This window comes from Rhizobium sp. L1K21 (genome assembly GCF_024055895.1).
Lineage (GTDB): Bacteria > Pseudomonadota > Alphaproteobacteria > Rhizobiales > Rhizobiaceae > Ensifer_A.
Genome location: NZ_JAMXLE010000001.1, coordinates 1,115,265 through 1,139,280, shown reverse-complemented (window position 1 = coordinate 1,139,280; position 24,016 = coordinate 1,115,265). Strand labels below are relative to the sequence as shown.

At 57.0% G+C, this 24,016-nt stretch carries 20 protein-coding genes; 1 reads left to right on the top strand and 19 read right to left on the bottom strand.

Going from position 1 to position 24,016, the window contains the following annotated elements:
- Positions 1–150 precede the first annotated feature (150 nt).
- The 19 genes from NHF56_RS05390 to mraZ all read right to left on the bottom strand — a co-directional run bounded on the left by NHF56_RS05390 (position 151) and on the right by mraZ (position 23,716).
- Positions 151–1,029, bottom strand: coding sequence for an outer membrane protein assembly factor BamD (locus NHF56_RS05390; RefSeq protein ID WP_373456252.1), 879 nt, complete (start codon positions 1,027–1,029; stop codon positions 151–153).
- 155 nt (positions 1,030–1,184) lie between these two features.
- On the bottom strand, positions 1,185–2,141 hold the full coding sequence (gene lpxC, locus NHF56_RS05385; protein WP_252802267.1) for a UDP-3-O-acyl-N-acetylglucosamine deacetylase: 957 nt from the start codon (positions 2,139–2,141) through the stop codon (positions 1,185–1,187).
- 332 nt (positions 2,142–2,473) lie between these two features.
- Positions 2,474–4,270 carry a cell division protein FtsZ gene (gene ftsZ, locus NHF56_RS05380; protein ID WP_252802265.1) on the bottom strand — a complete coding sequence of 599 codons (1,797 nt, stop codon included), beginning with the start codon at positions 4,268–4,270 and terminating at the stop codon, positions 2,474–2,476.
- A gap of 89 nt (positions 4,271–4,359) precedes the next feature.
- Positions 4,360–5,691, bottom strand: coding sequence for a cell division protein FtsA (gene ftsA, locus NHF56_RS05375; RefSeq protein ID WP_252802263.1), 1,332 nt, complete (start codon positions 5,689–5,691; stop codon positions 4,360–4,362).
- Positions 5,688–6,611 (bottom strand): cell division protein FtsQ/DivIB, encoded by a 924-nt coding sequence (locus NHF56_RS05370; RefSeq protein ID WP_373456251.1) that lies wholly within the window; start codon positions 6,609–6,611, stop codon positions 5,688–5,690. The genes ftsA and NHF56_RS05370 overlap by 4 nt, the downstream gene beginning before the upstream one ends.
- On the bottom strand, positions 6,599–7,525 hold the full coding sequence (locus tag NHF56_RS05365) for a D-alanine--D-alanine ligase (RefSeq protein WP_252802261.1): 927 nt from the start codon (positions 7,523–7,525) through the stop codon (positions 6,599–6,601). Before NHF56_RS05365 ends, NHF56_RS05370 begins: the two co-directional genes overlap by 13 nt.
- A 396-nt stretch (positions 7,526–7,921) precedes the next feature.
- Entirely contained in the window at positions 7,922–9,706 is a 1,785-nt protein-coding gene (locus NHF56_RS05360) for a methyl-accepting chemotaxis protein (RefSeq protein ID WP_252802259.1), read from the bottom strand.
- Positions 9,707–9,970: 264 nt separating this feature from the next.
- Positions 9,971–10,936 carry a UDP-N-acetylmuramate dehydrogenase gene (gene murB, locus NHF56_RS05355; protein WP_252802258.1) on the bottom strand — a complete coding sequence of 322 codons (966 nt, stop codon included), beginning with the start codon at positions 10,934–10,936 and terminating at the stop codon, positions 9,971–9,973.
- Complete coding sequence (gene murC, locus NHF56_RS05350; protein WP_252802256.1) at positions 10,936–12,348, bottom strand: UDP-N-acetylmuramate--L-alanine ligase; 1,413 nt, start codon at positions 12,346–12,348, stop codon at positions 10,936–10,938. The genes murB and murC overlap by 1 nt, the downstream gene beginning before the upstream one ends.
- Positions 12,345–13,472: an undecaprenyldiphospho-muramoylpentapeptide beta-N-acetylglucosaminyltransferase gene (gene murG, locus NHF56_RS05345; RefSeq protein WP_252802254.1), complete on the bottom strand. Its 1,128-nt coding sequence runs from the start codon at positions 13,470–13,472 to the stop codon at positions 12,345–12,347. The genes murC and murG overlap by 4 nt, the downstream gene beginning before the upstream one ends.
- Positions 13,473–13,476: 4 nt before the next feature.
- The gene (gene ftsW / locus NHF56_RS05340; RefSeq protein ID WP_252802252.1) at positions 13,477–14,631 is read right to left on the bottom strand and encodes a putative lipid II flippase FtsW; all 1,155 of its coding nucleotides are present in this window, start codon (positions 14,629–14,631) and stop codon (positions 13,477–13,479) included.
- Between the two features lies 1 nt (position 14,632).
- Complete coding sequence (murD, locus tag NHF56_RS05335) at positions 14,633–16,045, bottom strand: UDP-N-acetylmuramoyl-L-alanine--D-glutamate ligase (RefSeq protein ID WP_252802250.1); 1,413 nt, start codon at positions 16,043–16,045, stop codon at positions 14,633–14,635.
- A gap of 4 nt (positions 16,046–16,049) precedes the next feature.
- Complete coding sequence (gene mraY, locus NHF56_RS05330; protein ID WP_252802249.1) at positions 16,050–17,138, bottom strand: phospho-N-acetylmuramoyl-pentapeptide-transferase; 1,089 nt, start codon at positions 17,136–17,138, stop codon at positions 16,050–16,052.
- A gap of 29 nt (positions 17,139–17,167) precedes the next feature.
- The gene (gene murF, locus NHF56_RS05325; protein ID WP_252802248.1) at positions 17,168–18,598 is read right to left on the bottom strand and encodes a UDP-N-acetylmuramoyl-tripeptide--D-alanyl-D-alanine ligase; all 1,431 of its coding nucleotides are present in this window, start codon (positions 18,596–18,598) and stop codon (positions 17,168–17,170) included.
- 1 nt (position 18,599) lies between these two features.
- On the bottom strand, positions 18,600–20,069 hold the full coding sequence (locus tag NHF56_RS05320) for a UDP-N-acetylmuramoyl-L-alanyl-D-glutamate--2,6-diaminopimelate ligase (RefSeq protein WP_252804856.1): 1,470 nt from the start codon (positions 20,067–20,069) through the stop codon (positions 18,600–18,602).
- Between the two features lie 63 nt (positions 20,070–20,132).
- Positions 20,133–21,884 carry a penicillin-binding protein 2 gene (locus NHF56_RS05315; protein WP_252802247.1) on the bottom strand — a complete coding sequence of 584 codons (1,752 nt, stop codon included), beginning with the start codon at positions 21,882–21,884 and terminating at the stop codon, positions 20,133–20,135.
- A complete protein-coding gene (locus tag NHF56_RS05310) occupies positions 21,884–22,240 on the bottom strand; it encodes a hypothetical protein (RefSeq protein WP_252802246.1) in 357 nt (118 codons plus the stop codon). The genes NHF56_RS05315 and NHF56_RS05310 overlap by 1 nt, the downstream gene beginning before the upstream one ends.
- Before the next feature lie 4 nt (positions 22,241–22,244).
- Positions 22,245–23,258: a 16S rRNA (cytosine(1402)-N(4))-methyltransferase RsmH gene (gene rsmH, locus NHF56_RS05305; RefSeq protein ID WP_252802245.1), complete on the bottom strand. Its 1,014-nt coding sequence runs from the start codon at positions 23,256–23,258 to the stop codon at positions 22,245–22,247.
- Positions 23,259–23,293: 35 nt separating this feature from the next.
- Positions 23,294–23,716 carry a division/cell wall cluster transcriptional repressor MraZ gene (mraZ, locus tag NHF56_RS05300; RefSeq protein ID WP_252802244.1) on the bottom strand — a complete coding sequence of 141 codons (423 nt, stop codon included), beginning with the start codon at positions 23,714–23,716 and terminating at the stop codon, positions 23,294–23,296.
- Here mraZ and NHF56_RS05295 point away from each other — a divergent pair.
- Complete coding sequence (locus NHF56_RS05295) at positions 23,715–24,005, top strand: hypothetical protein (RefSeq protein WP_252802243.1); 291 nt, start codon at positions 23,715–23,717, stop codon at positions 24,003–24,005. The genes mraZ and NHF56_RS05295 overlap by 2 nt on opposite strands.
- The last annotated feature ends 11 nt before the right edge of the window (positions 24,006–24,016 follow it).

Genomic DNA, 24,016 nt, shown 5'->3' with positions numbered 1-24,016 from the left:
TTCAACAAACTGCCGCGCGAACCACCAACGCCTCCAAGCCCGGCCCGCACGCAGATGATTCCTGCTTTAACATGCCCGAAGACGGCTTACACCCGGAACTTGGAGATTCCGGGTGTATTTTCAACGGTCAAATAGTGTTCGATTTCAAAATCAGGGCGTTTTTTCGCCAAGAACCAACTGCTTGGCCACGCGTGATATCCACGAACCGCGATTTTCACGCGGCTCCAGACCGCCGCTCTGCAGAAGCTTATAAGAATCAGCATACCACTGGCTGTCGGGATAGTTGGCACCGAGAACCGCCGCAGCCGTCTGCGCCTCCGAGTTGAGGCCGAGAGCATAGTAAGATTCAACCAGCCGGGCCAAAGCCTCTTCGATCTGGTTTGTCTGCTGATAATGCTCAACCACATTGCGGTAACGGGCAATGGCAGCCAGATATTCCTTGCGCTCCTGATAATAGCGCCCGACCTGCATTTCCTTTCCGGCCAGCTGGTCACGCGCAGCACGCATCTTCTCGCGTGCATCCGGCACATACTCGGAATCGGGGTAATCCTTGATAAGCTCGGACATCGCCCGGATCGTCTCGCCTGAATAGGCCTGATCCTGCGTCACATCGGGGATTTTCTTGTAATAGGAAAGTCCCTGCAGATAGAGCGCATAGTCAGCGTCTTCAGCCTGCGGATAAAGCGACATATACCGCTTCGAAGCACTGATGGCATCGTCATAACGTCCCATCCGGTAACGAACGAACGCGCTCATCACCAGGCCCTTGCGCGAATATTCGGAAAACGGGTGGTATTTGTCGATCGCCTGAAACTTGGCGTCCGCCTCCCCGAGCTTTCCTGCATTCAAATTGGCAAGACCCTGATTATAAAGCGTGTCCGGCGGATCCGTATCCAACCCGAGCTTGGTGATATCGAGATCAGGATCAGAGTTACACGCCGCCAGCGTCAGCCCCATAAGGCCCAGTACAATCGCGACGCAGATAGACCGAACTCCGTTACCCATGACAAACATCCGCGCTGATTCCATAAACTTTTCCAGTTCTTCAGGCCCTTTGCGGCACCTGATCGGTTGGCGTTTCTATCTCTAAACCATGTCAGAGAGCAACGCCATGGAGCCGTAATGGCGCAAATTTATGGCACATAAAGAAGAATTGAGGCGGAAAAACCTCCCCGGGTTGCCGCTCAGGCCATCCAGGGAGCAAATTCGGGCGCGTTGACCGCAATGAATTCACGCGGGGCAACCTTCGGGCTGGCAGCCGGCGCTTCCACGACTTCATAGGCAGAACGGTTGTTCAAAAGCGCTTTCAGAGCCATCGCATTCATCCGATGCCCACCGCGATAGGAGCGGAAGCAACCGATAAACTGTGAGCCGGCAAGCGCCAGATCGCCAACGGCGTCGAGTGCCTTGTGGCGAACAAATTCGTCACCGGGATAACGCAGCCCTTCCACATTGATGACCTTGTGATCGACGGAAATGACCACGGAATTTTCCAGTGACGAACCGAGCGCCAGACCGGCAGCCCAGAGCCGCTCCACATCCGCCATGAAACCGAATGTACGGGCCCGCGACAGTTCACGCTTGAAAACCGAAGGGGTGAGATTGCCTTCCCAGTGCTGATGTCCAATGAGCGGGGTCTTGTAATCGACATCCACCTCAAAGCGGGTTCCATCATAGGGTAGGAATTCCGCCCAGGAATCACCTTCGGAAACACGCACGCGCTGTTTCACACGGATGTAACGGCGCTTGACGCCGAGCGAACGGATGCCAACAGCTTCGATTTCATCAATATAGACTGCCGAACTGCCGTCCAGAACCGGCACTTCCTCACCTGTTACCTCAACGAGAACATTGTCGATAGCAAGCGCATAAAGCGCAGCCATCAAATGCTCGATCATCGCAATGGAGGTGTCGGGAGAAAAGCCGAGCATCGTGCAGTGATCCGTACCACCGACTTCGGAAACAGCAGCCTTCATCTCCGTATGAGAACCGTCTTCATAAACGCGGCGAAAAACCACGCCACTGCCCGCTTCCGCCGGATAAAGGGTTACACTCACATCGCTGCCGCTATGCACACCAACACCATGCAAGGTGAAAGGTCTGGCAATCGTGTTCTGAAACCCAAGAAAATCAACAGTCATAAATCCGCCTGCAATCTCATTTAAAACGCTTTGACCCGCAACAAGCAGGCCGCACGCTGTAAACATTTCGTCAGCGTCCCCGCCAACATGTGAACCCGGCGAGCCGGGTTCTTGGAAATCATCAGCATCCGATATGATATCCGTGGCCTGTCCGCCCGATGCTGAATCGATTGATTGCAAGATATAAGCCCCGCCCCCACAATCCAAATCACTGTTTCTTACGCTTTGTAACGGAATCGCTCATCTTTATTACAAGTCACTTTATTCTTTAAAAACAAAAAGATGCCCCGGATTTCTCCGGGGCATCCTCACACGTTTTGTAACGTTGAAATTTAGCTTGTCTGGCGGCGCAGGAAGGCCGGGATTTCAAGCTCGTCTTCAACCTGTGCGGAGCGTACCGAAACCGGCTGACGGCCATGGTCGTCAAGCTGGCCGCGGCGCGGCGCATAAAGGCTTGCTTCCGGCGACAGTGCACGGCGCTGGGTGGACGGCGACTGCGGTGCGGAGCCGGTCATGTCGGAAGCGGCAGCCTCTTCTTCGTCCTTGCGGCCAAGCGAGGTGGTCAGACGCTTCAGAAGGCCCATGGGGCCACGCTCGTCATTGGCGCCATGAAGATCAGCCGCCCGGCTTTCGATTTCCGCACGAACAACCGGCGGGAAATCTTCCACACGCGGCATGCGAACGGGCTCCGGATCAAGGCTGATGGAAGCATCCATGTCTTCGCGAACCTTTGCCTGCGCCTGCGGTGCGGGTGCTTCTGCGCGCGGGGCAGCCATAGGTGCCGCCGGAGCGGCTGCAGGGCGTACCATCTTGGGTTCGGGAGCAGAAAAGATCTTGCTCTGCGGACGGAATGTCTCCGTCACGGCGTCCTCTGCAGGAGCAGCCGGTCGAGAGAGCGAGATTTCCAATTCCTTTTCCAACTCTGCCTCAGCCGTACGGATGGTTTCAGCGACCGGATCGGCAGCCTTGGCAACCGGTGCAGCAGCAGGCGCTGCGGGTGCAGCCATCTTCGGCGCGGCAACAGGTGCGGCCATCGAAGGTGCAACAGCCGGTGAAGCAGCAGGTGCTGCCGGCGCGGATGTGGAAGGCGCGCTGGTTGAGATGGAAACAGGGCGGGTCGTTACCGGTCTGCTGGGTGCTGGACTGGCAAACTCTCCATTGAGTTCCTTGTCGATGCCCGTTGCAACAACGGAGACGCGGATGATGCCTTCGAGTTCTTCGTCGAAGGTCGCGCCGAGAATGATGTTGGCATCCGGATCGACTTCTTCGCGAATACGGGTTGCCGCTTCGTCGACTTCGAACAGCGTCAGGTCGCGGCCACCGGTGATGGAGATCAACAGGCCCTGTGCGCCCTTCATGGAGGTCTCGTCGAGCAGCGGGTTGGCAATTGCAGCTTCAGCAGCAGCCATTGCACGGCCCTCGCCGGAAGCCTCGCCCGTCCCCATCATGGCACGACCCATCTCGCGCATCACGGAGCGAACGTCGGCGAAGTCGAGGTTGATCAGACCTTCCTTGACCATCAGGTCGGTGATGCAGGCAACACCGGAATAAAGAACCTGGTCAGCCATGGCAAAGGCGTCGGCGAAGGTGGTCTTGTCATTGGCGATGCGGAAGAGGTTCTGGTTGGGGATGACGATCAGCGTGTCCACGGATTTCTGCAGTTCTTCAATACCCTGCTCTGCAAGGCGCATGCGGCGCTGACCTTCGAAGTGGAACGGCTTGGTAACGACACCGACGGTCAGTATACCCTTGTTGCGAGCAGCCTGAGCAACGACGGGAGCTGCACCCGTGCCGGTGCCACCGCCCATGCCAGCCGTCACGAAGCACATATGCGTTCCGTTCAGATGATCAATAATCTCGTCAAGGCACTCTTCAGCGGCTGCACGGCCAACTTCCGGCTGCGAACCGGCGCCGAGACCTTCGGTGACCTGCACGCCCATCTGGATGATGCGCTCGGCCTTGGTCATGGTCAGCGCCTGGGCGTCTGTGTTGGCAACAACGAAATCCACACCCTGCAAGCCGGCTGTGATCATGTTGTTGACAGCGTTGCCGCCACCGCCACCGACACCGAAAACGGTGATGCGCGGCTTCAGCTCAGTAATATCCGGCTTCTGCAAGTTGATCGTCATTTTACTCGTTCCTTCCTGGTTCAGGCCGCTTCGCCACCCGGCCAATTCTGTTGTCTCTTATGAGCGCCCCAATCGTTCGTTGGCGACGCTCAAAAACTCTCTTTCAGCCATTGGCCAACACGGGCCATCCGGCTTGAATTTCCTGCAAATGCCGTCAACAGCCCGCCCTGTGAGGCATGTGTTTCCAATTCCGCCACCTGCGGATAGATCAACAATCCCACCGCTGCGGCAAATGCCGGGCTCTTGGCAGCCGCCGAAAGTCCCGACACACCCAAAGGCCGCCCTACCCGAACATTGCGGGCAAGAATGCGGCGGGCCGTTTCCTGCATGCCGGTCAACTGGCTTGCCCCACCCGTCAGCACCACTCGTTTTCCAACAACCGGCGAGAAGCCGGAGCGCTGAATGCGGTCGCGGATCATTTCCAGCGTCTCTTCGGCGCGTGCACGAACGATGCGGTTCAAAAGCGCACGCGGCACCTGTGCCGGCTGCGAATGCTCGTCCGCACCCATACCGGGCACAGAAACCATCTCACGGTCATCATCAGATACCGGCATGGCAGACCCATGCAGCGCTTTCAGCCGTTCGGCATCCTCGATGCGGGTCGAAAGTCCACGTGCCAGGTCAGTCGTGATGTGGTGTCCGCCAAGTGCGATCGAATCGGTGTGAACCAGCTTGCCTTCGGCAAAGACCGAAATAGAGGTCGTTCCACCGCCCATATCGATCGCAGCGCACCCAAGCTCTGCTTCGTCATCCACCAGAACAGCAAGACCGGACGCATAAGGCGTTGCCACCATGCCCTCGACTGAAAGATGGGCGCGGTTGATGGCAAGCTCCAGGTTCTTCAGCGCCGGGCGCTCTGCCGTGACCACATGCATGTCCACGCCCAAGATCTCGCCGAACATGGAAATCGGGTCCTGAACGCCCTTTTCGCCGTCCAGTGTGAAGCTCGTCGGCAGCGAATGCAGGATCGCGCGATCCTGCATCATGGAGCGCTCAGACGCTGCAATCAGAACCTTGTTGATATCGGCTTCAGCCACTTCCTGGCCGCCAAGATCGATCGTAGCCGTGTAAATGTCGCTGCCGATCCGCCCGCAGGAAACATTCACGATCATGCTGTCAATTGTCAGCCCGGCCATGCGCTCAGCCGTATCGACGGCCAGGCGCACCACGCTTTCGGCAGCATCCAGATCCGTGATCACGCCGCCTTTGACGCCGCGTGACCTGTGATGGCCGATACCGATGATCTCGATATTGTGCGTGCGGCCGGGGAGAATTTCGCTTTCGGCGCGCGGCGTCAAACGTCCGATCATGCACACGACCTTGGTCGAGCCGATATCGAGAATCGAAACAACCTGAGAACGTTTTGAAGAGAGAGGCTTCAGCCGCGGCAGACCGAAATGGGAGGAGCCGAAAATACTCATATGTTCCGCTCCGCATTCTTCAGCATTTTGGCCCGCTCAGCCACGGCCTTCGTGCGCCGCTCGGCAGCGTCCGGGGTCAACTCAATGGTGGTGCGATCTTCCAGGCGTAAATCAACTGCGGCAATGTCACGCTCGAGAAGCTGCTGATCGTCTTCCAGGGTCGAAAGCACATGCATGGCACGCGCCAGATTGTCTTCCGGCAGCTTGATCAGCACGCCATTGTCCAGCTTCAGGTCCCAACGACGGCTGGAAACCCGAATAAAGGCCTTCACCCGCGACTTGATCTCAGGCCAGTTGGAAATCTGCCGCTCGAATTCCGCGGCATCCGTTTCCGCATCCTGACCAACGAAGAGCGGCAAAACCGAAAACTTGCTGTCATGCAGCGGCGCAATCACGCTGCCATTTTCCTCGATCAGCGAAAGATCGCTGCCATGCTGCCAGATGGCGAATGCCGTGCGCTCATCGAGCTTCACCTCGATTGTATCGGGATAAACCTTGCGCACTTCCGCGTCGCGAACCCAGGGAAGACCGAGAAGGCGGCTACGCGCTTCACTTACACTCAAACCGAGCGTGGAAGATGAACCACTCAGGCCAAGCTGCTGCAGAATGTCAATTTCAGACGTCTGGAGATTCCCCGAAACCTTGACATTGTTCAAACCAAAGCCCGCAGCAGACGTCACCGCCTCTGCCGTGTTCGCAGTATGACCGCCAAGCACCATGCCATAGACGCCAGTCGCGGCAAAAAAAGAGACAAGTGCAACGGTGCCGCAATAGCGAGGAAGCGTGACACGTCCACTGGCAAGCGCCGCCAACGCACGGACGGCCCGACGCATCGGCCAGGGCAGCACAACGCGCCCGGCGGAGCCGGCAAAGCCGCCCTCTCCCGCACCGTTGTTACGATTGCCCTTCAACGCAAACACGAGGCATCCTCCACCATCCAGGTCACAAACTCACCAAACGTATGGCCTGCATGAGCAGCCATTTCAGGCACCAAGGAGGTTGGAGTCATTCCGGGCTGAGTGTTCACCTCGAGCCAGACAATCTCACCGTTTTCGGAAAAACGGTCGTCGTAGCGAAAGTCCGACCGACTCACGCCACGGCACCCAATCGCTTGATGCGCCTTAAGGGCCAATTGTTGTATTTTATGGTAAATATTTGGTGAAATTTCCGCTGGCAAAACGTGTTTTGAACCGCCTTCGACGTATTTTGAATCATAGTCGTAAAATACGTGACCTTGCGGGATGACCTCAGTCACACCAAGCGCGACATCGCCCATCACGGCGCAGGTCAGCTCGCGCCCGTGAATGAAGCGCTCAACCATCACCCGATCGCCGTAAACCCACTCGGACGAACCAACGATCTGCGGCGGCGCCGGCTGATCCTCCTTCACCAGAACAACGCCAAAGCTCGACCCCTCGTCCACCGGCTTGATCACATAAGGCGGCTTCATCGGATGATCGTTGCCTATGGCAAAACGGTTCATCACCTTTGCTTCAGCGACGGGAACACCCGCCGCTTTGGCAACGGCTTTCGCCTGCTGCTTGTCCATCGCAAGAGCAGAGGCCAGAACGCCGGAATGCGTGTAGGGAATCTGCAGATATTCGAGAATGCCCTGAATCTTTCCATCTTCGCCAAACGGACCATGCAAGGCGTTGAAGGCCACGTCCGGCTTCAAATCAGCCAGAACCTGCGCCACGTCACGGCCGACATCCACACGGGTCACCTGATAGCCCTCGGCTTCCAGCGCATCCGCGCATGGCTTGCCCGAGGCAAGGCTGACCGGGCGTTCGGAGGAGAACCCACCCATAAGAACAGCGACGTGTTTTGCTTTCATTGACAACTCCAAACTCTCGAAAATTCTGACACGTCGAGCTTGCCCGGAACTGATACCAGCGACCGCTCAAGCCCTCCTGTTCATGGCTTTCAGCTGCGGCTTCCGGTAGAGGCGCGTGCTTCGTACGCACACACTGAAATTGGACCGGGAATAGTTAATGAAGCGTTTACTTTTATTAACCTTTCACCCAAAATTTTATCGAATACAAAACAGACACACCGGCAGAAATCGGATTTAACGCTTTAAAATCAACGTTCTGACGCAATATTTTCGCATGGCTTGTCACTAGCAGAATTAACCATGACTGCAGAAACGGCAAAGAAACCCTGAGCCACAGCCGCCGAACAAAAAAGGCCGCCCAAACGAACGGCCTCTCAAGTCGTATGATTGCTTTGATCAGAATTCCTGCCAATCGTCTGAAGCCGCCGCCGCACTGCTGCCAAATGCGTTTGCAACCTTCGCCATCATCTTCTTTGCCGGCGACGCACGCGACACATCGGCGGAAGGCGAAGCAACCCTGACCCGCCCGGCAGAATGTGTGGCACCGGTTTTGAACCGCGAGAGAAGCTGGTTCAAGGCGGCGACCTCATCGGCCAGAGCATTGCTCGCAGCCGTTGATTGCTCAACAAGCGCCGCATTCTGTTGCGTACCCTGATCCATGCTGTTGACCGCCGCATTGACCTCACTCAAGCCAGTCGACTGCTCACGCGAAGCCTTGACGATGGCTTCCACATTGGCGCTGACCTCCTGAACCTGCTCGACGATCTCCCTGAGGGCATCACCGGTCTGGTCGACGAGCGCAACGCCGCCTTTGACCTGTTCACCGGAATGGGAAATCAGATCCTTGATTTCCTTGGCCGCATTGGCTGAGCGCTGCGCCAGTTCACGAACTTCTTGCGCCACAACCGCAAAGCCCTTACCCGCCTCTCCGGCGCGCGCGGCCTCGACACCGGCATTTAGCGCCAACAGGTTGGTCTGGAAGGCGATGTCGTCGATAACGCCGATAATATTTGAAATCTGCCTGGAGGATTCTTCAATCGCACCCATGGCCGACACGGCCTGATGGACAATCTCGCCAGAACGTTCGGCGTTCTTGCGGGTGCGCTCAACCAGGGTGCCTGCTTCTTCGGCACGGCGGGCTGAATCCTTGACCGTCGCTGTGATCTCTTCCACAGCCGCTGCCGTTTCTTCCACAGAAGCAGCCTGCTGCTCTGTCCGCTTGGACAGGTCATTGGCCCCGTTGCGAATTTCAGACGCACCGGATTCAATGGCGGCAGCATTTTCGGAAACCGAACTCAGAGCTTCACGAAGCTGCTGGATTGACAGGTTGAAGTCGCCTCGAAGCTGTTCAAGGTTTTCAGGAAAACGCTCCTTGATCTCCTGGATCAGGTTTCCGTCAGCAAGCTCCCGCAGGCCGGTCGCCAACTGCTCCACTGCCCACACGCGCTCGGTGACATCTGTGGCGAACTTGATGACCTTTGCCACCTTGCCCTTTTCATCCAGGATAGGATTGTAGGAGGCATTGAGGACGACTTTTCGGCCGCCTTTGCCGACACGCTCAAATTCGTCTGCCCGGAAGGCGCCGGAACGAAGGTCGGTCCAAAAATCTTCGTAGTCGCGGGTCTTCGCGTAAGCGGGATCGACAAACAAGCTATGATGCTTGCCGACAATCTCGTCCCGTGTATAGCCAGTTGATTTGAGGAAGTTATCATTGGCGTCGACAATCGTGCCGTCCGGCGTGAATTCGATAATCGCCTGTACACGTGAGATGGCTTCCATCTTGTGCTGATAGTCGAGGTTCAGCAGCCGTTCTTCAGCATTGGCCCATTCGACCGCAAAGCCGGTGACCTTGCCACCTTCGAAAATCGGGTTCACGATCAGGTCGAATTTGTACTTTCCAACCTGAATGGTCGCCTTGTGTTGCGTGGTAAGCTTTGCCAGCATTCCGCGCTGATAGCTTGGATTCTTGTGAAAGATATCAATATTGCTACCGATCAGCGTCTTCACATTGAAGCTCGGGAGCTCCTTCTTGAGGTCAGCCTCCGCATCTTCAAGAAGTTCACGCACTGAAGCGTTCATGTAGAGAATGTTCAATTTCGCATCAGCAATCATGACGCGAGCACTGAGCCCATCGACCGCTGACGCCTTGGCGCTTAGCGTGCTGTTCTTAATTCCAAACATGTTCCAATCACCCAATCTATTCCCTCAACCGAAGGGAAACCCGAGGTGACTATCTTGCAGTCAACGCTAATGAAACATTAATAGACTGTGCCAGATCTAGTAATGCAAATGACGAGTCTCTTATATTCGACACATATTGAATAGAAAAACACCTGTGCAAATTCAAGGCGTTATAAAATAGCGCTATTCTTCTATTCATAGCTCTTTGAACAACAGAAAACCTCAAAAAGTGTAGGTCTACAAACAAAATGGGAAAACTGTATTTCAGCGCCCGAGAAATGGGTTGATCTCCAGCCCTGGCATGAACTTGCCAATGCGCTTGATTTCCCACTCAAGCCGAACGCCTGAGTGGTCGAGCACACGCGAACGAACCATTTCACCGAGATACTCGAGATCGTGCGCGGTTGCCTGCCCTGTATTGATCATGAAATTGCAATGGAGTGGCGACATCTGCGCACCACCGTTCATCAGCCCCCGGCCGCCTGCTTCATCAATCAGCTTCCATGCCGAATGACCCTCGGGATTCTTGAAGGTCGAACCACCGGTCTTTTCCCGAATCGGTTGCACAGTCTCTCGATGCTGGCGAACGGCATCCATTTCCGCACGGATGTCCGCCTTGTCCTGAGCGAAACCTTCAAAGACGCCATGGGTAAAGATCAATCCCTCCGGGGCTTCGGAATGACGGTATCCGTATCCCATATCCGAATTGCGGAGGACGTGTTTCTCGCCCTTGCGGTCGACCGCATGGACCTCAATAAGGCGATCCTTCGTTTCGGTTCCATTAGCACCCGCATTCATGCGCATAGCACCGCCGATGGAGCCTGGAATACCGTAGAAAAACGCAAAACCGCCGATCCCATGGTCCAGCGCCATGGCCGCAACATTCTTGTCTGGGCAGACCGCACCGGCACGAATCCGGTTTTCGCCAATGAGTTCGACATCGCCAAAACCCTTGGCGGAAGGACGGATGACCACACCCGGAATACCGCCATCCCGCACAAGCAGGTTGGAACCAACACCAACGACGGTAATTGGCACCTCTGCCGGCACAAGGGCCAGAAACGTTACAAGATCATCAACGTCATGCGGCTGAAACATCAGCTCTGCAAGTCCACCTGCGCGAAACCAAGTTACCCGGTCCATCGGCGCATTGGGGGTCAACCGCCCCCGAATGTTTTCTACACCTTCACCAAGAGAGGCAAGCAGACCTTCACCATCAACCGTTTTCATTAAGCCTTATCCGAAATCTTCGCGAGCTCATCCGGCAAAGCGGCGGCCCAACTGGTAATATTACCGGCACCCAGCATGAGAATAAAGTCACCTGGGGCTGCAATTTTCACAATATTGGCAGCAATCTCATCCGGCCCCGACACCACGCGTGCATCACGGTGACCGCCTGACTTGATACGGGAAACCAGCGTTTCCGCGTTCGCATCCTCAATGGGGTCTTCACCGGCTGCATAGACCGGTGAAATCATGATCGTGTCTGCGTCGTTGAAGCAGGCGGCAAAATCACTCATGAGGCTGTGGAGACGTGTATAGCGATGCGGCTGATGAACCGCGATCACCTTGCCCGAGCAGGATTCGCGCGCCGCTTTCAAAACCGCTTTGATTTCGACCGGATGATGGCCGTAATCGTCGTAAACCGACACGCCGTTCCATTCACCGACAAAGGTAAATCGACGCTTCACGCCACCGAACGACGCCAGGCCCTTGCGGATATCATCCGTCGAGATGCCAAGGCGCTGCGCCACAGCGATAGCAGCCGTGGCGTTCGAAACGTTATGCAGACCAGGCATCGGCAGTCGCAAGTCCTTCATCGCAATGCGCTGACCGGTTCGGCGGCGGCGTATTTCAACATCAAACACCGAAACAGCCCCCTCGTGACGCACGTTCGAAAATCGAACGTCTGCCTGCGGGTTCTGGCCATAGGTGATCACCTTTCGGTCTTCGATCCTGCTGACAAGCGCCTGCACTTCAGGATGATCAAGGCACATCACGCCAAAACCATAGAAAGGCACATTATGCACGAACTGTCGGAATGCATCGCGCACAGCGTCAAAATTGCCGTAATGATCGAGATGTTCGGGGTCGATATTCGTGACGATGGCAATATCGGCGGGAAGTTTCAGGAAGGTGCCGTCGGATTCATCGGCTTCCACCACCATCCACTCGCCCTCGCCCATGCGCGCGTTGGTGCCATAGGCATTGATAATACCGCCATTGATAACAGTTGGATCAAGTCCCCCAGCTTCCAGCAAAGTACCAACCATCGAGGTGGTCGTTGTCTTGCCATGTGTGCCGCCAATCGCAATGGCGTTGCGGAAACGCATGAGTTCGGCGAGCATCTCGGCCCGACGCACGATCGGCAGGAATTTCTCACGCGCGGCAATCAGTTCGGGATTGTTCTTCTTGATGGCCGTGGAGACGACAACAACTTCAGCATCGCCCAGATTATCCGCGTTATGGCCAACAAAAACCTCAATGCCCTTTTCGCGCAGACGCTGCACATTGGCGCTGTCGGCCTGGTCGGAGCCCTGCACCTTGTAACCAAGATTGTGCAGCACTTCGGCAATGCCGCTCATGCCAATGCCGCCAATACCGATGAAGTGAACAAGACCGATGGTCTGCGGCATTTTCATGTGCGCGCACCTTTGTATGTTTGTATGGATTGACCGGAGGCAATAACCTCAACAAGGTCTGCAAGCAAGCTGGCGGCATCGGGTTTTCCCGCTGTTTTGGCCGCCGCCGCCATGGCCGCAAGCCGCTCGGGCTCATGCAGAGCAGCCCGCAGGATCTCCGCAAGCCGCTCGTTGGAAAGCGCCTTCTGCTCCACCACTTCGCCACCACCCTTGGCAACCAGCATGGCCGCATTGGCAGCCTGATCATGATCAAGCGCAAAAGGATAAGGTACGAAAAGCGCCGGTCGGCCAATCACCGAAATTTCAGAGACCGTGGACGCACCTGAGCGGCAAATGACCAGATGCGCTGCCGCGATGCGTTCGGCCATATCGGCGAAGAAAGGTGATATCTCGGCTTTCAGCCCAAGCCGCCCATAGGCCGCTTCAACATCCTCGCGATCTTCCGGTCGTGCCTGCTGGGTGACATTCAGCCGCTTGGCATCGGCATCGTCCAACAGGCAAATGGCTGATGGTATGGCAGATGCAAAGAACTGCGCGCCCTGGCTTCCACCGAAAACGACGAGATTGAAAGGTCCTTCGGCAGGAGCCGCCGCGTACGGTTGCTCCGCCGCCTTTATGACCGCCGGACGAACCGGGTTTCCGGTCGTCACGGTCTTGGCAGCAAATTCGCCTTCCCGCTCGGGCAAAAATCCACCAGCGATAGCGTCAACCCGGCCTGCGAGCATCCGGTTTGCCCGCCCCATCACAGCATTCTGCTCATGAATGGCAGTCGGGATCCCAAGATTGCTTGCGGCCATCAGCGGCGGCACAGTTGGATAACCGCCGAAACCGATCACCCCGACCGGCTTGATCCTCTTCATCAGCCGCCGGGCCGACAAAATACCACGCCCCAGCGTCCACAAGGCGCGGGCAATTTTGACCGGACTTTTCGAGCCGATGGTGGCGGAAGCAACAATATGCATTGCATCGGCGGGAAACTTGCCGGCATAGCGCTCCGCCCGTTCATCCGTCACCAGATGAACCTCGTAACCACGCGCCTTCAATGTGTGGCACAAAGCTTCTGCGGGAAAGAGATGGCCGCCGGTTCCACCCGCAGCCAACATGACAATACCTTTGCCGTTCATGACGTTACTCCGCCGGAATTCCGGCACTGAATCGGAACAGCGTTCTGTCCCGTGCGCGCTTTTCCGGTCTGTGGCGGGTGAGCGCGAGAATAAAGCCTGCCGTCACGCACATGGCAATCATCGACGATCCGCCATAGGAAATGAAGGGCAGCGTCATGCCCTTTGCCGGCAGAAGTTCGAGATTGACCCCCACATTGATGAAGGATTGCGCGCCGACCTGCAGCACCAGACCAGCGACGGCCAGACGGATGAAATCGTCACGTTCACGCCGCGCATGCATGAGACCGCGCACGACGATGAAGGCGAAGATCGCTACCAATAGCATGCAGAAGAGAATGCCGAATTCTTCCGCCGCAACCGAAAAGATAAAGTCGGTATGGCTGTCGGGAATGATGCGCTTGATCGTGCCTTCTCCGGGACCCTGACCGAACCAGCCGCCGTGGAAGATCGCTTCACGCGCCGTATCCACCTGGAAGGTGTCCCCCTCGCCGGTCAGGAACCGGTCGATACGCCCGGCCACGTGTGGCAGCGTCATGTAGGCACCGGCAAGACCGGCAACGGCAAGGCCACCCAGCACGACGATCCAGAACCATGGCATGCCGGCCATGAAGAACATGCCCGCCCACACCGCAGAGGTCAAAATGGTCTGCCCCAGGTCCGGCTGCGCCACCAGAAGGGCTGCAACAATGGCGTAAAGCAGAATGGAGAAGAAATTGCCCGGGATTTCCGGATGGCGGGCACGCTCGGCAAAAAGCCACGCACTGACCACGATGAAGGCCGGCTTCATGAACTCCGATGGCTGTATCGAAAGGCCAGCAATCGACACCCAGCGGCGCGACCCTTTGACTTCCACTCCGAAGAAAAGCGCAAACACCATCATCGCCAGTGAGGCAATGAGGATAATCAGCGAAGCGCGCCGCACCATCCGCGGCTCCATGAATGAAATGCCGATCAGAACGACCAGAGCAAGCGGAATGAACTCGGCATGCTTCTTCACAAAATGAAACGTATCAAGCCCGAGCCGTTCAGCGACAGGCGGAGAGGCTGCAAAGGAGAGCATGAAGCCAATGCCCATAAGCAGCACGAAAGCCACGAGAAAATATCGGTCTATGGTCCAGAACCAGTCTGCAACCCTGCCCCGTTCCGCGCGGCTTACCATATCATTTTTCTCCGTTCGGTGTATCAACCAGCATGGTCACGCCTTCCAGCATGGACACACGCTTCACGAATGCATCGCCCCTGACCTCAAAGTTTCTATACTGGTCGAAGCTTGCGCAAGACGGAGATAAGAGAACCACAACATGCTTAATTTCGTCTAAATTTGCATCCGCCGCCGCATGCTCGATGGCCACATCCATTGTGCCAGAAATTTCAAAGGGAACATCATTGCCAAGCGTGGCAGCAAATTGCGGTGCCGCCTCGCCGATCAGATAGGCTTTGGCAATTTTCTTGAAAAGCGGGCGCAAAGCCGTGATGCCGCCCTCCTTGGGCAGGCCACCCGCAATCCAGTAGATACGGTCATAGCTCGACAGCGCCGGCGCGGCAGCCTCCGCGTTCGTCGCCTTGGAATCATTCACAAAGGTCACATCACCACGCCGCGCCACCGGCTGCATGCGGTGCTTGAGGCCCGGAAAGCTCTTCAAACCTGCCCGGATATCTTCGACGTCGATGCCAACCGACAGGCAGGCCGCAATGGCTGCGCAGGCATTTTGTGCATTGTGGCTACCGCGCAGTGTCTCAATACCGGCCAAATCAGCAAGCTCCGAAACACTGCCGTTGTCGGCCTTCAATATCCGGCTGCCATCGGCATAAATGCCGTTTTCAAGCCGCTTGCGGCGGGAAATTGGAACAACGGTCCCGCCACCACGCGAAATGCGCTCGGCAATCTCGACGCAATAACTGTCATCAGCGCCGATGATAGCCGTGTCGGCACCACCAACCAGGCGCGCTTTCACATCGGCGTAATGCTGCATCGTTCCATGCCGGTCGAGGTGATCCGGCGTCAGGTTGAGCAAAATACCGGCGGACGGGTTGATCGATGGGGCAAGATCGATCTGATAAGAGGAGCATTCCACAACATAGAAGCGCTCTGCCTGCGGCGGATCGAGCGTCAGGACAGCCGTGCCGATATTGCCACCGAGCTGCGTGTCGCGACCTGCATTCTTCAGGATATGGGCAATCAGCGCCGTGGTCGTTGATTTGCCGTTCGTGCCGGTGATCGCGATAAAGGGGCAGTCAGGTGCCAGCGCACGGCGCTCCCGAACGAAAAGCTCCACGTCCCCGATGATTTCAACGCCGGCTTCTTGCGCCAGATCAACCGTCCAATGCGGCTTTGGATGCGTTAGCGGAACGCCGGGGGAAAGAACGAAACAATCCTGTGCCTGCCAATCGATGTCGCGCAAGTCAGCGGTATCGATACCCTCTGTCTTGGCCTTTTCAACACTTGCAGGATTATCATCCCAGGCAGTCACGATCGCACCACCAGCCACCAGCGCTTTGGCTGTCGCAAGACCGGACCCGCCGAGACCGAAAAGCGCGACGCGCTTTCCCTGAAGCGTCGAAATCGGGATCATGGTCTCACCGCAGTTTCAGCGTTGAAAGGCCAAGCAGTGCAAGGCCGACGGCAATAATCCAGAAGCGGATCACCACCTGGCTCTCGGTCCAACCCAATTTCTCGAAATGGTGGTGGATCGGCGCCATCAGGAACACACGCTTGCCGGTCAGCTTGAAATAACCAACCTGGATGATGACGGAGAGTGTCTCCATCACGAAGAGACCGCCGATAATGGCCATCACGATTTCATGCTTTGTCGCAACAGCAACCGTGCCGATCAGACCACCCAGCGCAAGCGAGCCCGTATCACCCATGAAAATGGCAGCCGGCGGTGCGTTAAACCAAAGGAAGCCAAGCCCCGCCCCGATAACCGCACCCAGCACAACAGCCAGTTCACCTGTTCCAGGCACGAAGTTGATCTGCAGATAATTGGCAAAAACCGCATTGCCGACGACATAGGAGATAAAGCCGAAGGAACCTGCGGCAATCATCACCGGCACGATGGCCAATCCATCGAGCCCGTCCGTCAAATTCACTGAATTTCCCGCACCGACAATCACGAATGCGCCGAACAGCGCGAAGAAGATGCCGAGGTCGACAAGAAAATCCTTGAAAAAGGGAAAGGCAATAGATGTTCCCGGCGCGCCTGTTGAGACGGCATGCCGCATCATGAAAAACACGGCAATCGCAGCAATCAGGAATTCAATCCCAAGGCGCGCCTTGCTGGAAAACCCCTTGTCGGATTGCTTGGTTACTTTCAGATAATCATCGTAAAAGCCGATTGCGCCGAAGCCGAGGGTGACCAACAGCGTCGCGACCACATAGACGTTGGAAAGATCGGCCCAGAGAAGGGCCGAGCCCACCATGCCGGCCAAGATCATCAACCCGCCCATTGTGGGCGTTCCCGCCTTCTTGAAATGGGTCTGCGGTCCATCGGCGCGGATTGGCTGGCCCTTGCCCTGTCGCACCCGCAGCGAGGAAATGATTGCCGGACCGAAGAGAAAAACAAACAGCGCAGATGTGAAGAGCGCAGCACCCGTTCGAAACGTGATATAGCGGAAGAGATTGAAAAACTGGAATTGGTCGGACAATTCCACAAGCCATATCAACATAAATTCAATCCCCAATCCGTTTCACTGCCTCAGGCAGCGGTGTCCGCCGGTGCGTATTTTTCAAGCAAGGCCGCGGTGATTTTGCCGAATCCGGTTCCAAGCGATGATTTGACAACCAGCACATCACCATCGCGCACATTGCTGATCGCGAACTCGGCCATTTCCTGCGCGCCCGCTCTGTATGTTACATTGGCGTCGTTGCCAAGAGCCTCGGCAAGCGCCCGCATGTCAGGCCCTGCAAGCCAGACATCGGCAATTCCGGCGTCTTTCAAAGGCCCGGCAAGGTCTGCATGCACAGCCTGCGCATGGTCACCCATTTCCAGCATGTCGCCAAGAACGGCAATCCTGCGACCTTTTCCGGCAACTGGCGATGCTGCCAATAGCGAAATGGCAGCGCGCATGGACGCCGGATTGGCATTGTAACTTTCATCGATGAGCGTAAACGACCCCTCACCTGCACCCAGCGACAAATGGTGGCGCTCGCCACGTCCCTTGCCTGCGCTGAAGCCTTCAAGCGCAGTCATGGCCGCTTTCACATCGCCACCGGCTGCCTGCACAGCAGCTATGACGGCAAGCGCATTGTCTGCAATATGCCGCCCCGGTGCACCGATGGTAAATTCGCGCATATGGCCACCGATCACAGCCCATACCGTGCAATGGTCGGGCGCAGCATCATATTCAGCCAGGCGAACATCTGCGCGCGCATCGGCTCCAAAGGTGACCACATGAGAAACCCGGTTTTCCTGCGCCGCCTTCTCCAGAATTCCATACTGAGCAATATCCCGATTGAGGATTGCCGTGCCATCCACCTCAATGCCTTCGAGGATTTCGGCTTTCGCCGCGGCGATCTCGTCCAGGCCGGAAAAATGGCCAAGATGCGCCCCTGCGACTGTGGTGATCACAGCCACATCCGGACGCACCATGGAAACGAGCGAACGGATTTCACCGGGATGATTCATGCCGATTTCGAAGATGCCGAAATCGGTATCTGCGGGCATGCGCGACAGGGTCAGCGGCACGCCCCAATGATTGTTGAACGAGGCCACGGACGCATGCACCTTGCCGGATGGTTCGAGCGCCCGGCGCATCATCTCCTTGGTGGTCGTCTTGCCAACAGACCCGGTAATGCCGATCACCTTGCCGCGAACGCGCGCCCGCGCAGCACGGCCAAGACGCTCCATAGCGGTGAGCACGTCGTCAACGACAATCAGCGGGACTGTCAGCCGGCCAAGCGCTGGCAACCTTGCCTCGCTCACGACCAGAACAGATGCGCCATTGGCTGCGGCAACGGATGCATAATCATGCCCGTCGACGCGATCACCCTTGATAGCGAAAAAAGCCTCGCCCTTGGTAATCGACCGGCTGTCGATGGAAATGCCGGTAATACCGGCAGGCGAACCACCAACTGGACGCCCCTCGACGGCTGCCAAAAATGCATCTGTCTCCCACAGATAATTCAACTCAATGCTCCCCTGCTGTTGCCAGCGCCTTCTCGATTTCCGCTTGATCGGAGAACGGCAAGACCTTGTCTCCAATCGTCTGCCCTTCCTCGTGGCCCTTGCCGGCAACAATCAGCGTGTCACCGGTTTCCAGCATCTCACAGGCCTGGCGGATGGCCTCTGCGCGGTCTCCGATTTCGAGCGCACCCGGCGCTGCAGCCATGATTTCCGCGCGGATCGTCGCCGGCACTTCCGAACGCGGATTATCGTCCGTGACAATCACGATATCGGCAAGCCGCGAGGCAATTTCACCCATGATCGGCCGTTTACCCTTGTCACGGTCGCCACCACAGCCGAAAACGACAATCACCCGTCCCGTCGTAAAGGGGCGCACGGACGTCAAAACGTTTTCCAGCGCTTCGGGCTTGTGGGCATAATCCACATAGGCGAGCGCACCATCCTGTGTGTGTCCAACCAATTGAAGTCGCCCGGATGCACCGGTGAGCTTTTCCAGGGCTGCCATCACCATGGGTGTCGTCACACCCGTGGCCTTGGCAAGGCCGGCAGCCACAAGCGCATTGGCCACCTGGAAATCGCCGGCCAGGGGAATATCGACTTCAAAAATCTCACCCTCGCAATGGATTTCCGCTGTCTGCTTGTGCCGGAAATGCTCCACGCGTTTCAGCGTGAGGAATTCGCCCTTGCGTCCCACTGTGCGAACGTCAAGGCCGGCCTCGTTTGCCGCAGCAATCACCCGCGCGGAATATTTGTCGTCGGCAAAAATGACCGCCGGTGCACCTTTCGGCAAAAGCGCCCGGAAAAGCCTGAGCTTGGCATCAAGATAATTTTCGATCGTCGGATGGTAATCCATATGATCGCGCCCGAGATTGGTAAAGGCGGCGGCCTTCAGCCTCACGCCATCCAGCCGATACTGATCAAGCCCATGGCTGGATGCCTCCATCGCGCCATGCGTGACACCCTCGCGGGCAAGCTCTGCAAGCAGCTTGTGCAGCGACACGGGATCGGGCGTTGTCAGCGAGCCATATTCGGTGCGGCTCGGTGATACCACCCCGGTGGTGCCGATCATCGCCGCGGCAAACCCCGCATGCGCCCAGATCTGACGCGTGAAGGAAGCCACGGAGGTCTTTCCCGCCGTACCCGTCACCGCAACCATCACTTCAGGCTGAAGCCCGAAGAAGCGGGCAGCGCCTTTAGAAAGAAAGAGCCTGGGGTTCTTGACCTTCAGCACAGGCACATCAGCTGAAACGTCCACGTCCTCGGAGGTGACGACAGCGCGAGCGCCCTTCGAGACGGCATCCTTGACGAAGGCCGCCCCATCCGCCTTGCTGCCATGCAGCGCAACAAAAAGCGAGCCCAATGCTGCCTGTCGGCTATCTGCCGTCAGTGACGTCACCACGATGTCTCCGGTCTCCCCGGAAAGCTGCGCGTCCAGTTCAGGAAATTCCGTCCCGGAAAGATCACTCAGTTTTATTGCCAATTCCAATAGCCCCACATTGACCGGCGAATCGATGGATGTGTCTGGATACTAAAGACATCAATACGATACGAGCAATGCTGAGCCATCGTGGCCAAATTTCGGCTGCACACCCAAAAGCGGTGCACAACGGCGGATAACCTCGCCCACCATCGGCGCAGCATTCCAGCCGGCAGTCGCACCACCGCCTTCGTCGGCCGGCTTCGGTTCGTCGATAACCACGAGCACCACATATTGCGGATCGTCGATCGGAAACGCAGACAGAAATGCATTGAAGCGCACAGAACTCGAATAGCGGCCATTGATAACCTTTTCAGCCGTTCCCGTCTTTCCGCCCACGTCATAACCAGCCACTTCCGCATGACTACCACTTCCCTCAAGCACGTTGGCACGGAAAAGCTGGCGCATTTCTTCCGACGTCTGCGGGCTTACGACCTGTTTGGCCAGAGCATCCGCATCAGCCTCGCTGCGCGGCAGGAAGGTCGGCGGTATCAGTTTTCCACCGTTCATCAACGCAGCCGCCGCCACAGCCGTCTGCAGCGGTGTCGTTGAAACCCCGTGCCCGAAAGCGATCGTCATGGAGTTGATCTTCTTCCACTCGCGCGGCTGCGTCGGCGTCGCCACTTCCGGCAACTCGGTTTGCATCCGGCTCAACAGACCAAGGCGCGTCAGAAACTCTTTGTGACCATCAATCCCGACAACATCCGCCATTTTCGCCGAACCGATATTGGAGGAATGGGTAAACACTTCAGTCACCGTCAGGATACGGCGGGTGGAGTGAAAATCGTGGATGGTAAAGCCGCCGATATAAAGCGGCTTACGAGCATCAAACGTATCGCCCATATGAACCAGACCACTGTCCAGACCCATGGCAACAGTGAAAGCCTTGAAGGTGGAACCCATTTCATAGGTGCCTGCCGTCATCCGATTCAGGCGGTCGGGCTGCAAGGCATCAACAGGATCGTTCGGGTCATAGTCGGGAACGGATGACAGCGCCAGCACCTCGCCCGTATGCACATTCAGCACGACGCCGCCGGCAGCAATTGCCTTGAACTTTTCCTTGCCGGCAACCAGCTCTTCGCGCAGGATATTCTGAACGCGCAGATCAAGCGACAGCTTCACCGGCGCCATCTTGGCATCATTGGTCATGCCGAGTGCTGCCAGATCGGCAAGCCCTTGCCCGTCGACATATTTCTCCATGCCGGCAATGCCGCGGTTATCGATATTGACCAGGCCAACCACGTGTGACGCCGTCGGGCCACCGGGATAGAAGCGGCGCTTCTCAGGCCGAAAACCGATGCCGGGAATGCCGAGCGCCAGAATTTGGCTCTGCTGCTTGGGCGTCAGTTGCCGGCGAAGCCACTGGAAACGGCTCTTTGAGGAGAGTTTACGATAAACGGATTTGGGATCGAGGTCAGGCAACACCGACACCAGCAATTCGACCGCTTCATCCGGATCAACAATCTTGTGCGGCTCGGCATAAAGCGAGACAGTGCGAATGTCGGTCGCCAGCACCTGTCCGTTGCGGTCGGTCAGGTCAGGGCGCGAGGCCAGAAGACTATCGGCAGGCCCGATGCTGGAAACGATTTCCGGCTCGGCCATGCCATATTGCACCATGCGCGCACCAACCAGGCCATAGAGTCCCACAAACCCGACCATAACGAGAGCCACACGATTGCGGGCCTGGGAACCCGTGCGTTTTCGCTGACCGTCGAACTCGGAATAGACCTTGCGTTCCCGCAGGTTCGCGTCCGGCGTTATCGAAACATCCAACCTGCTCTTCATATTCATGACATGAGAAAGAAATGACATCAGGGCTTCACCGATCCGGTTGTGGTCAGGTCCGTTTCATTTTGCGCCGTAACCGGCACTTCGGGCTCTGGCCGCATCATGGGCAATTCACTGGGCTGGATAATCTGTGTGGGGTCGGTCGGCTCCAGGCCGAGATCGCTGTTGAAGGTTTGTGTCAGGCCCGCCAGCCGGTTCGGCTGGGTCAGCAGCGCCCAATCGGCCTTCAGAAGATCGATGGTGTCCTCTTCCAGCTTGATCTGGGCATCGAGTTTGTGAACCTCGTCCAGCACATTTTCAGCACTGTGCTTGATCGAATAGGTCACAGCCGCCGCCGCGACCATGATTGTGACCATAACGATATCGGAGGTTCTCAACATGAAATCAGCCCCTGAATTTTGCCAGATCGGGAAGATCGAAAATGGATAGATCGGCATGACCCGCCGGTGCCGTCGTGCGGATGCCCGCACGCAATTTGGCAGAGCGCGCCCGCGGATTGGCCTCCGCCTCTGCTTCGCTTGCAGCAACAGCGTTCTTGCCGACAGTTTCAAATATGACCGGCTTTTCATGAGCCTGCGGCAGATGCCGCGAGCCACCGGTCTTGCCGGACCGGTCAGCGAAAAACTTCTTCACGATCCGGTCTTCCAGCGAGTGAAACGTCACCACAACGAGACGACCACCCGGCTTGAGCACCTGCTCGGCCGCAAAAAGTGCACGCGCCAATTCGCCAAGCTCATCATTGACGAAAATGCGCAAGCCCTGAAATACCCGCGTTGCCGGATGGATCTTGTCCTTGGCCTTGCGCGGCGTGACCACCTCGATCAAGCCGGCCAGATCACGCGTTGTTTCGAAGGGCTTTTCGGCGCGCCGCTTCTCGATGGCGTGCGCAATGCGGCCGGGCTGCTTCTCCTCCCCCAGAAAGGAAAAGATGCGGATCAGATCACCGACCTTCATGTGATTGACGACATCCGCCGCGGTTGGCCCATCGACCGACATGCGCATGTCGAGCGGCCCGTTTTTCTGGAAGGAAAAACCGCGCTCGGCCTCATCGATCTGCATGGAGGAAACACCGATATCGAGCACGACACCATCAAGCCCGCCCTCTGGCGCATGGTCGGCGAGATCGGAGAACCTGGAATGAATAAGGCTCAGCTTGCCACCAGATGATGCAACAAGCGCCTGACCACCGGCAATCGCGCTCGGATCGCGATCAAGCGCAATCACATCCGCACCCGCCGCCATAATCGCCGACGTGTAACCACCCGCGCCGAACGTACCGTCGAGGATCACCTGCCCCGCCTTCGGCGACAAAGCCTGCAGGACCTCAGGCAGGAGGACAGGGATATGACGGACCGGTCCGCTAACGGCTTCAGAAACACTTCCGCCATGATCCGACATGTCCCCACCTCTCTGCACCATAAAAACCATTGCGCCTAGCGCTTCCGGCTTTCCCGCGCCGCCGCCTGCATGTCCTCGTAGGCCTGCGGCTGCCACAATTGAAAAAACTCGCCCCGCCCGACAAACGCCACCTGATCGGTAATCCCGGTAAAGTCGCGAATAAAATCCGTGACCATGAGACGCCCCTCGGAATCGAGCTTCATAAAAACCCCTCCACCGTGAATGAGGAGGGACATCTGATTGGCTTCCGGAGAAAACGGATCTGCCGCATCGATCTGACGCTCGAAACGCGCAAGAAGCTGAGGCCCGCCGACGCTGATTGCCGGAAACACGAAATCCTGAAAACAGTAGAGCTCCTGCACCCCCTCTTCCGCCAGAACCGAACGAAACGCCGCAGGCACAGACACGCGCCCCTTCGCGTCGATACGGTTCACAGAATGAGACAGGAAGCGGATCATGACGCAATACAACCGTTTCCAGAACAAGAGACCGGCTCATCCAGCCCCGACCAAGCCGCCAGCCACTCACCGCACGATTGGCTGTTTGCAGGCACGAAAAACGCTCATTCAGAGCACCCTGCACCTGCAAATTCGAGGCCTTCAAATCACCTCTAACGGTCTGTCTTTGGGATATCATGGGACACTATGGGCGTCAATGGGAACTCGTGGATTTCCCCTGCATTTCGGGGTTAAAAAAGTTTATAAGCACAAGCTTAATGAAGTGTTGAGAATCGCCCGGGAGCCCTGAGAAAAACCTCA

Bases quoted from the DNA above. Each gene is read 5' to 3' on its own strand.
- lpxC (WP_252802267.1), bottom strand. From the start codon at position 2,141: ATGACTGTTGATTTTCTTGGGTTTCAGAACACGATTGCCAGACCTTTC.
- NHF56_RS05390 (WP_373456252.1), bottom strand. From the start codon at position 1,029: ATGGAATCAGCGCGGATGTTTGTCATGGGTAACGGAGTTCGGTCTATC.
- NHF56_RS05310 (WP_252802246.1), bottom strand. From the start codon at position 22,240: ATGTTGAGAACCTCCGATATCGTTATGGTCACAATCATGGTCGCGGCG.
- NHF56_RS05360 (WP_252802259.1), bottom strand. From the start codon at position 9,706: ATGTTTGGAATTAAGAACAGCACGCTAAGCGCCAAGGCGTCAGCGGTC.
- ftsA (WP_252802263.1), bottom strand. From the start codon at position 5,691: ATGAGTATTTTCGGCTCCTCCCATTTCGGTCTGCCGCGGCTGAAGCCT.
- NHF56_RS05295 (WP_252802243.1), top strand. From the start codon at position 23,715: ATGACGCAATACAACCGTTTCCAGAACAAGAGACCGGCTCATCCAGCC.
- NHF56_RS05365 (WP_252802261.1), bottom strand. From the start codon at position 7,525: ATGAAAGCAAAACACGTCGCTGTTCTTATGGGTGGGTTCTCCTCCGAA.
- NHF56_RS05315 (WP_252802247.1), bottom strand. From the start codon at position 21,884: ATGTCATTTCTTTCTCATGTCATGAATATGAAGAGCAGGTTGGATGTT.
- ftsZ (WP_252802265.1), bottom strand. From the start codon at position 4,270: ATGACGATCAACTTGCAGAAGCCGGATATTACTGAGCTGAAGCCGCGC.
- murC (WP_252802256.1), bottom strand. From the start codon at position 12,348: ATGAAAATGCCGCAGACCATCGGTCTTGTTCACTTCATCGGTATTGGC.
- murB (WP_252802258.1), bottom strand. From the start codon at position 10,936: ATGAAAACGGTTGATGGTGAAGGTCTGCTTGCCTCTCTTGGTGAAGGT.
- mraZ (WP_252802244.1), bottom strand. From the start codon at position 23,716: ATGATCCGCTTCCTGTCTCATTCTGTGAACCGTATCGACGCGAAGGGG.
- ftsW (WP_252802252.1), bottom strand. From the start codon at position 14,631: ATGGTAAGCCGCGCGGAACGGGGCAGGGTTGCAGACTGGTTCTGGACC.
- rsmH (WP_252802245.1), bottom strand. From the start codon at position 23,258: ATGTCGGATCATGGCGGAAGTGTTTCTGAAGCCGTTAGCGGACCGGTC.
- mraY (WP_252802249.1), bottom strand. From the start codon at position 17,138: ATGTTGATATGGCTTGTGGAATTGTCCGACCAATTCCAGTTTTTCAAT.
- murD (WP_252802250.1), bottom strand. From the start codon at position 16,045: ATGATCCCGATTTCGACGCTTCAGGGAAAGCGCGTCGCGCTTTTCGGT.
- murG (WP_252802254.1), bottom strand. From the start codon at position 13,472: ATGAACGGCAAAGGTATTGTCATGTTGGCTGCGGGTGGAACCGGCGGC.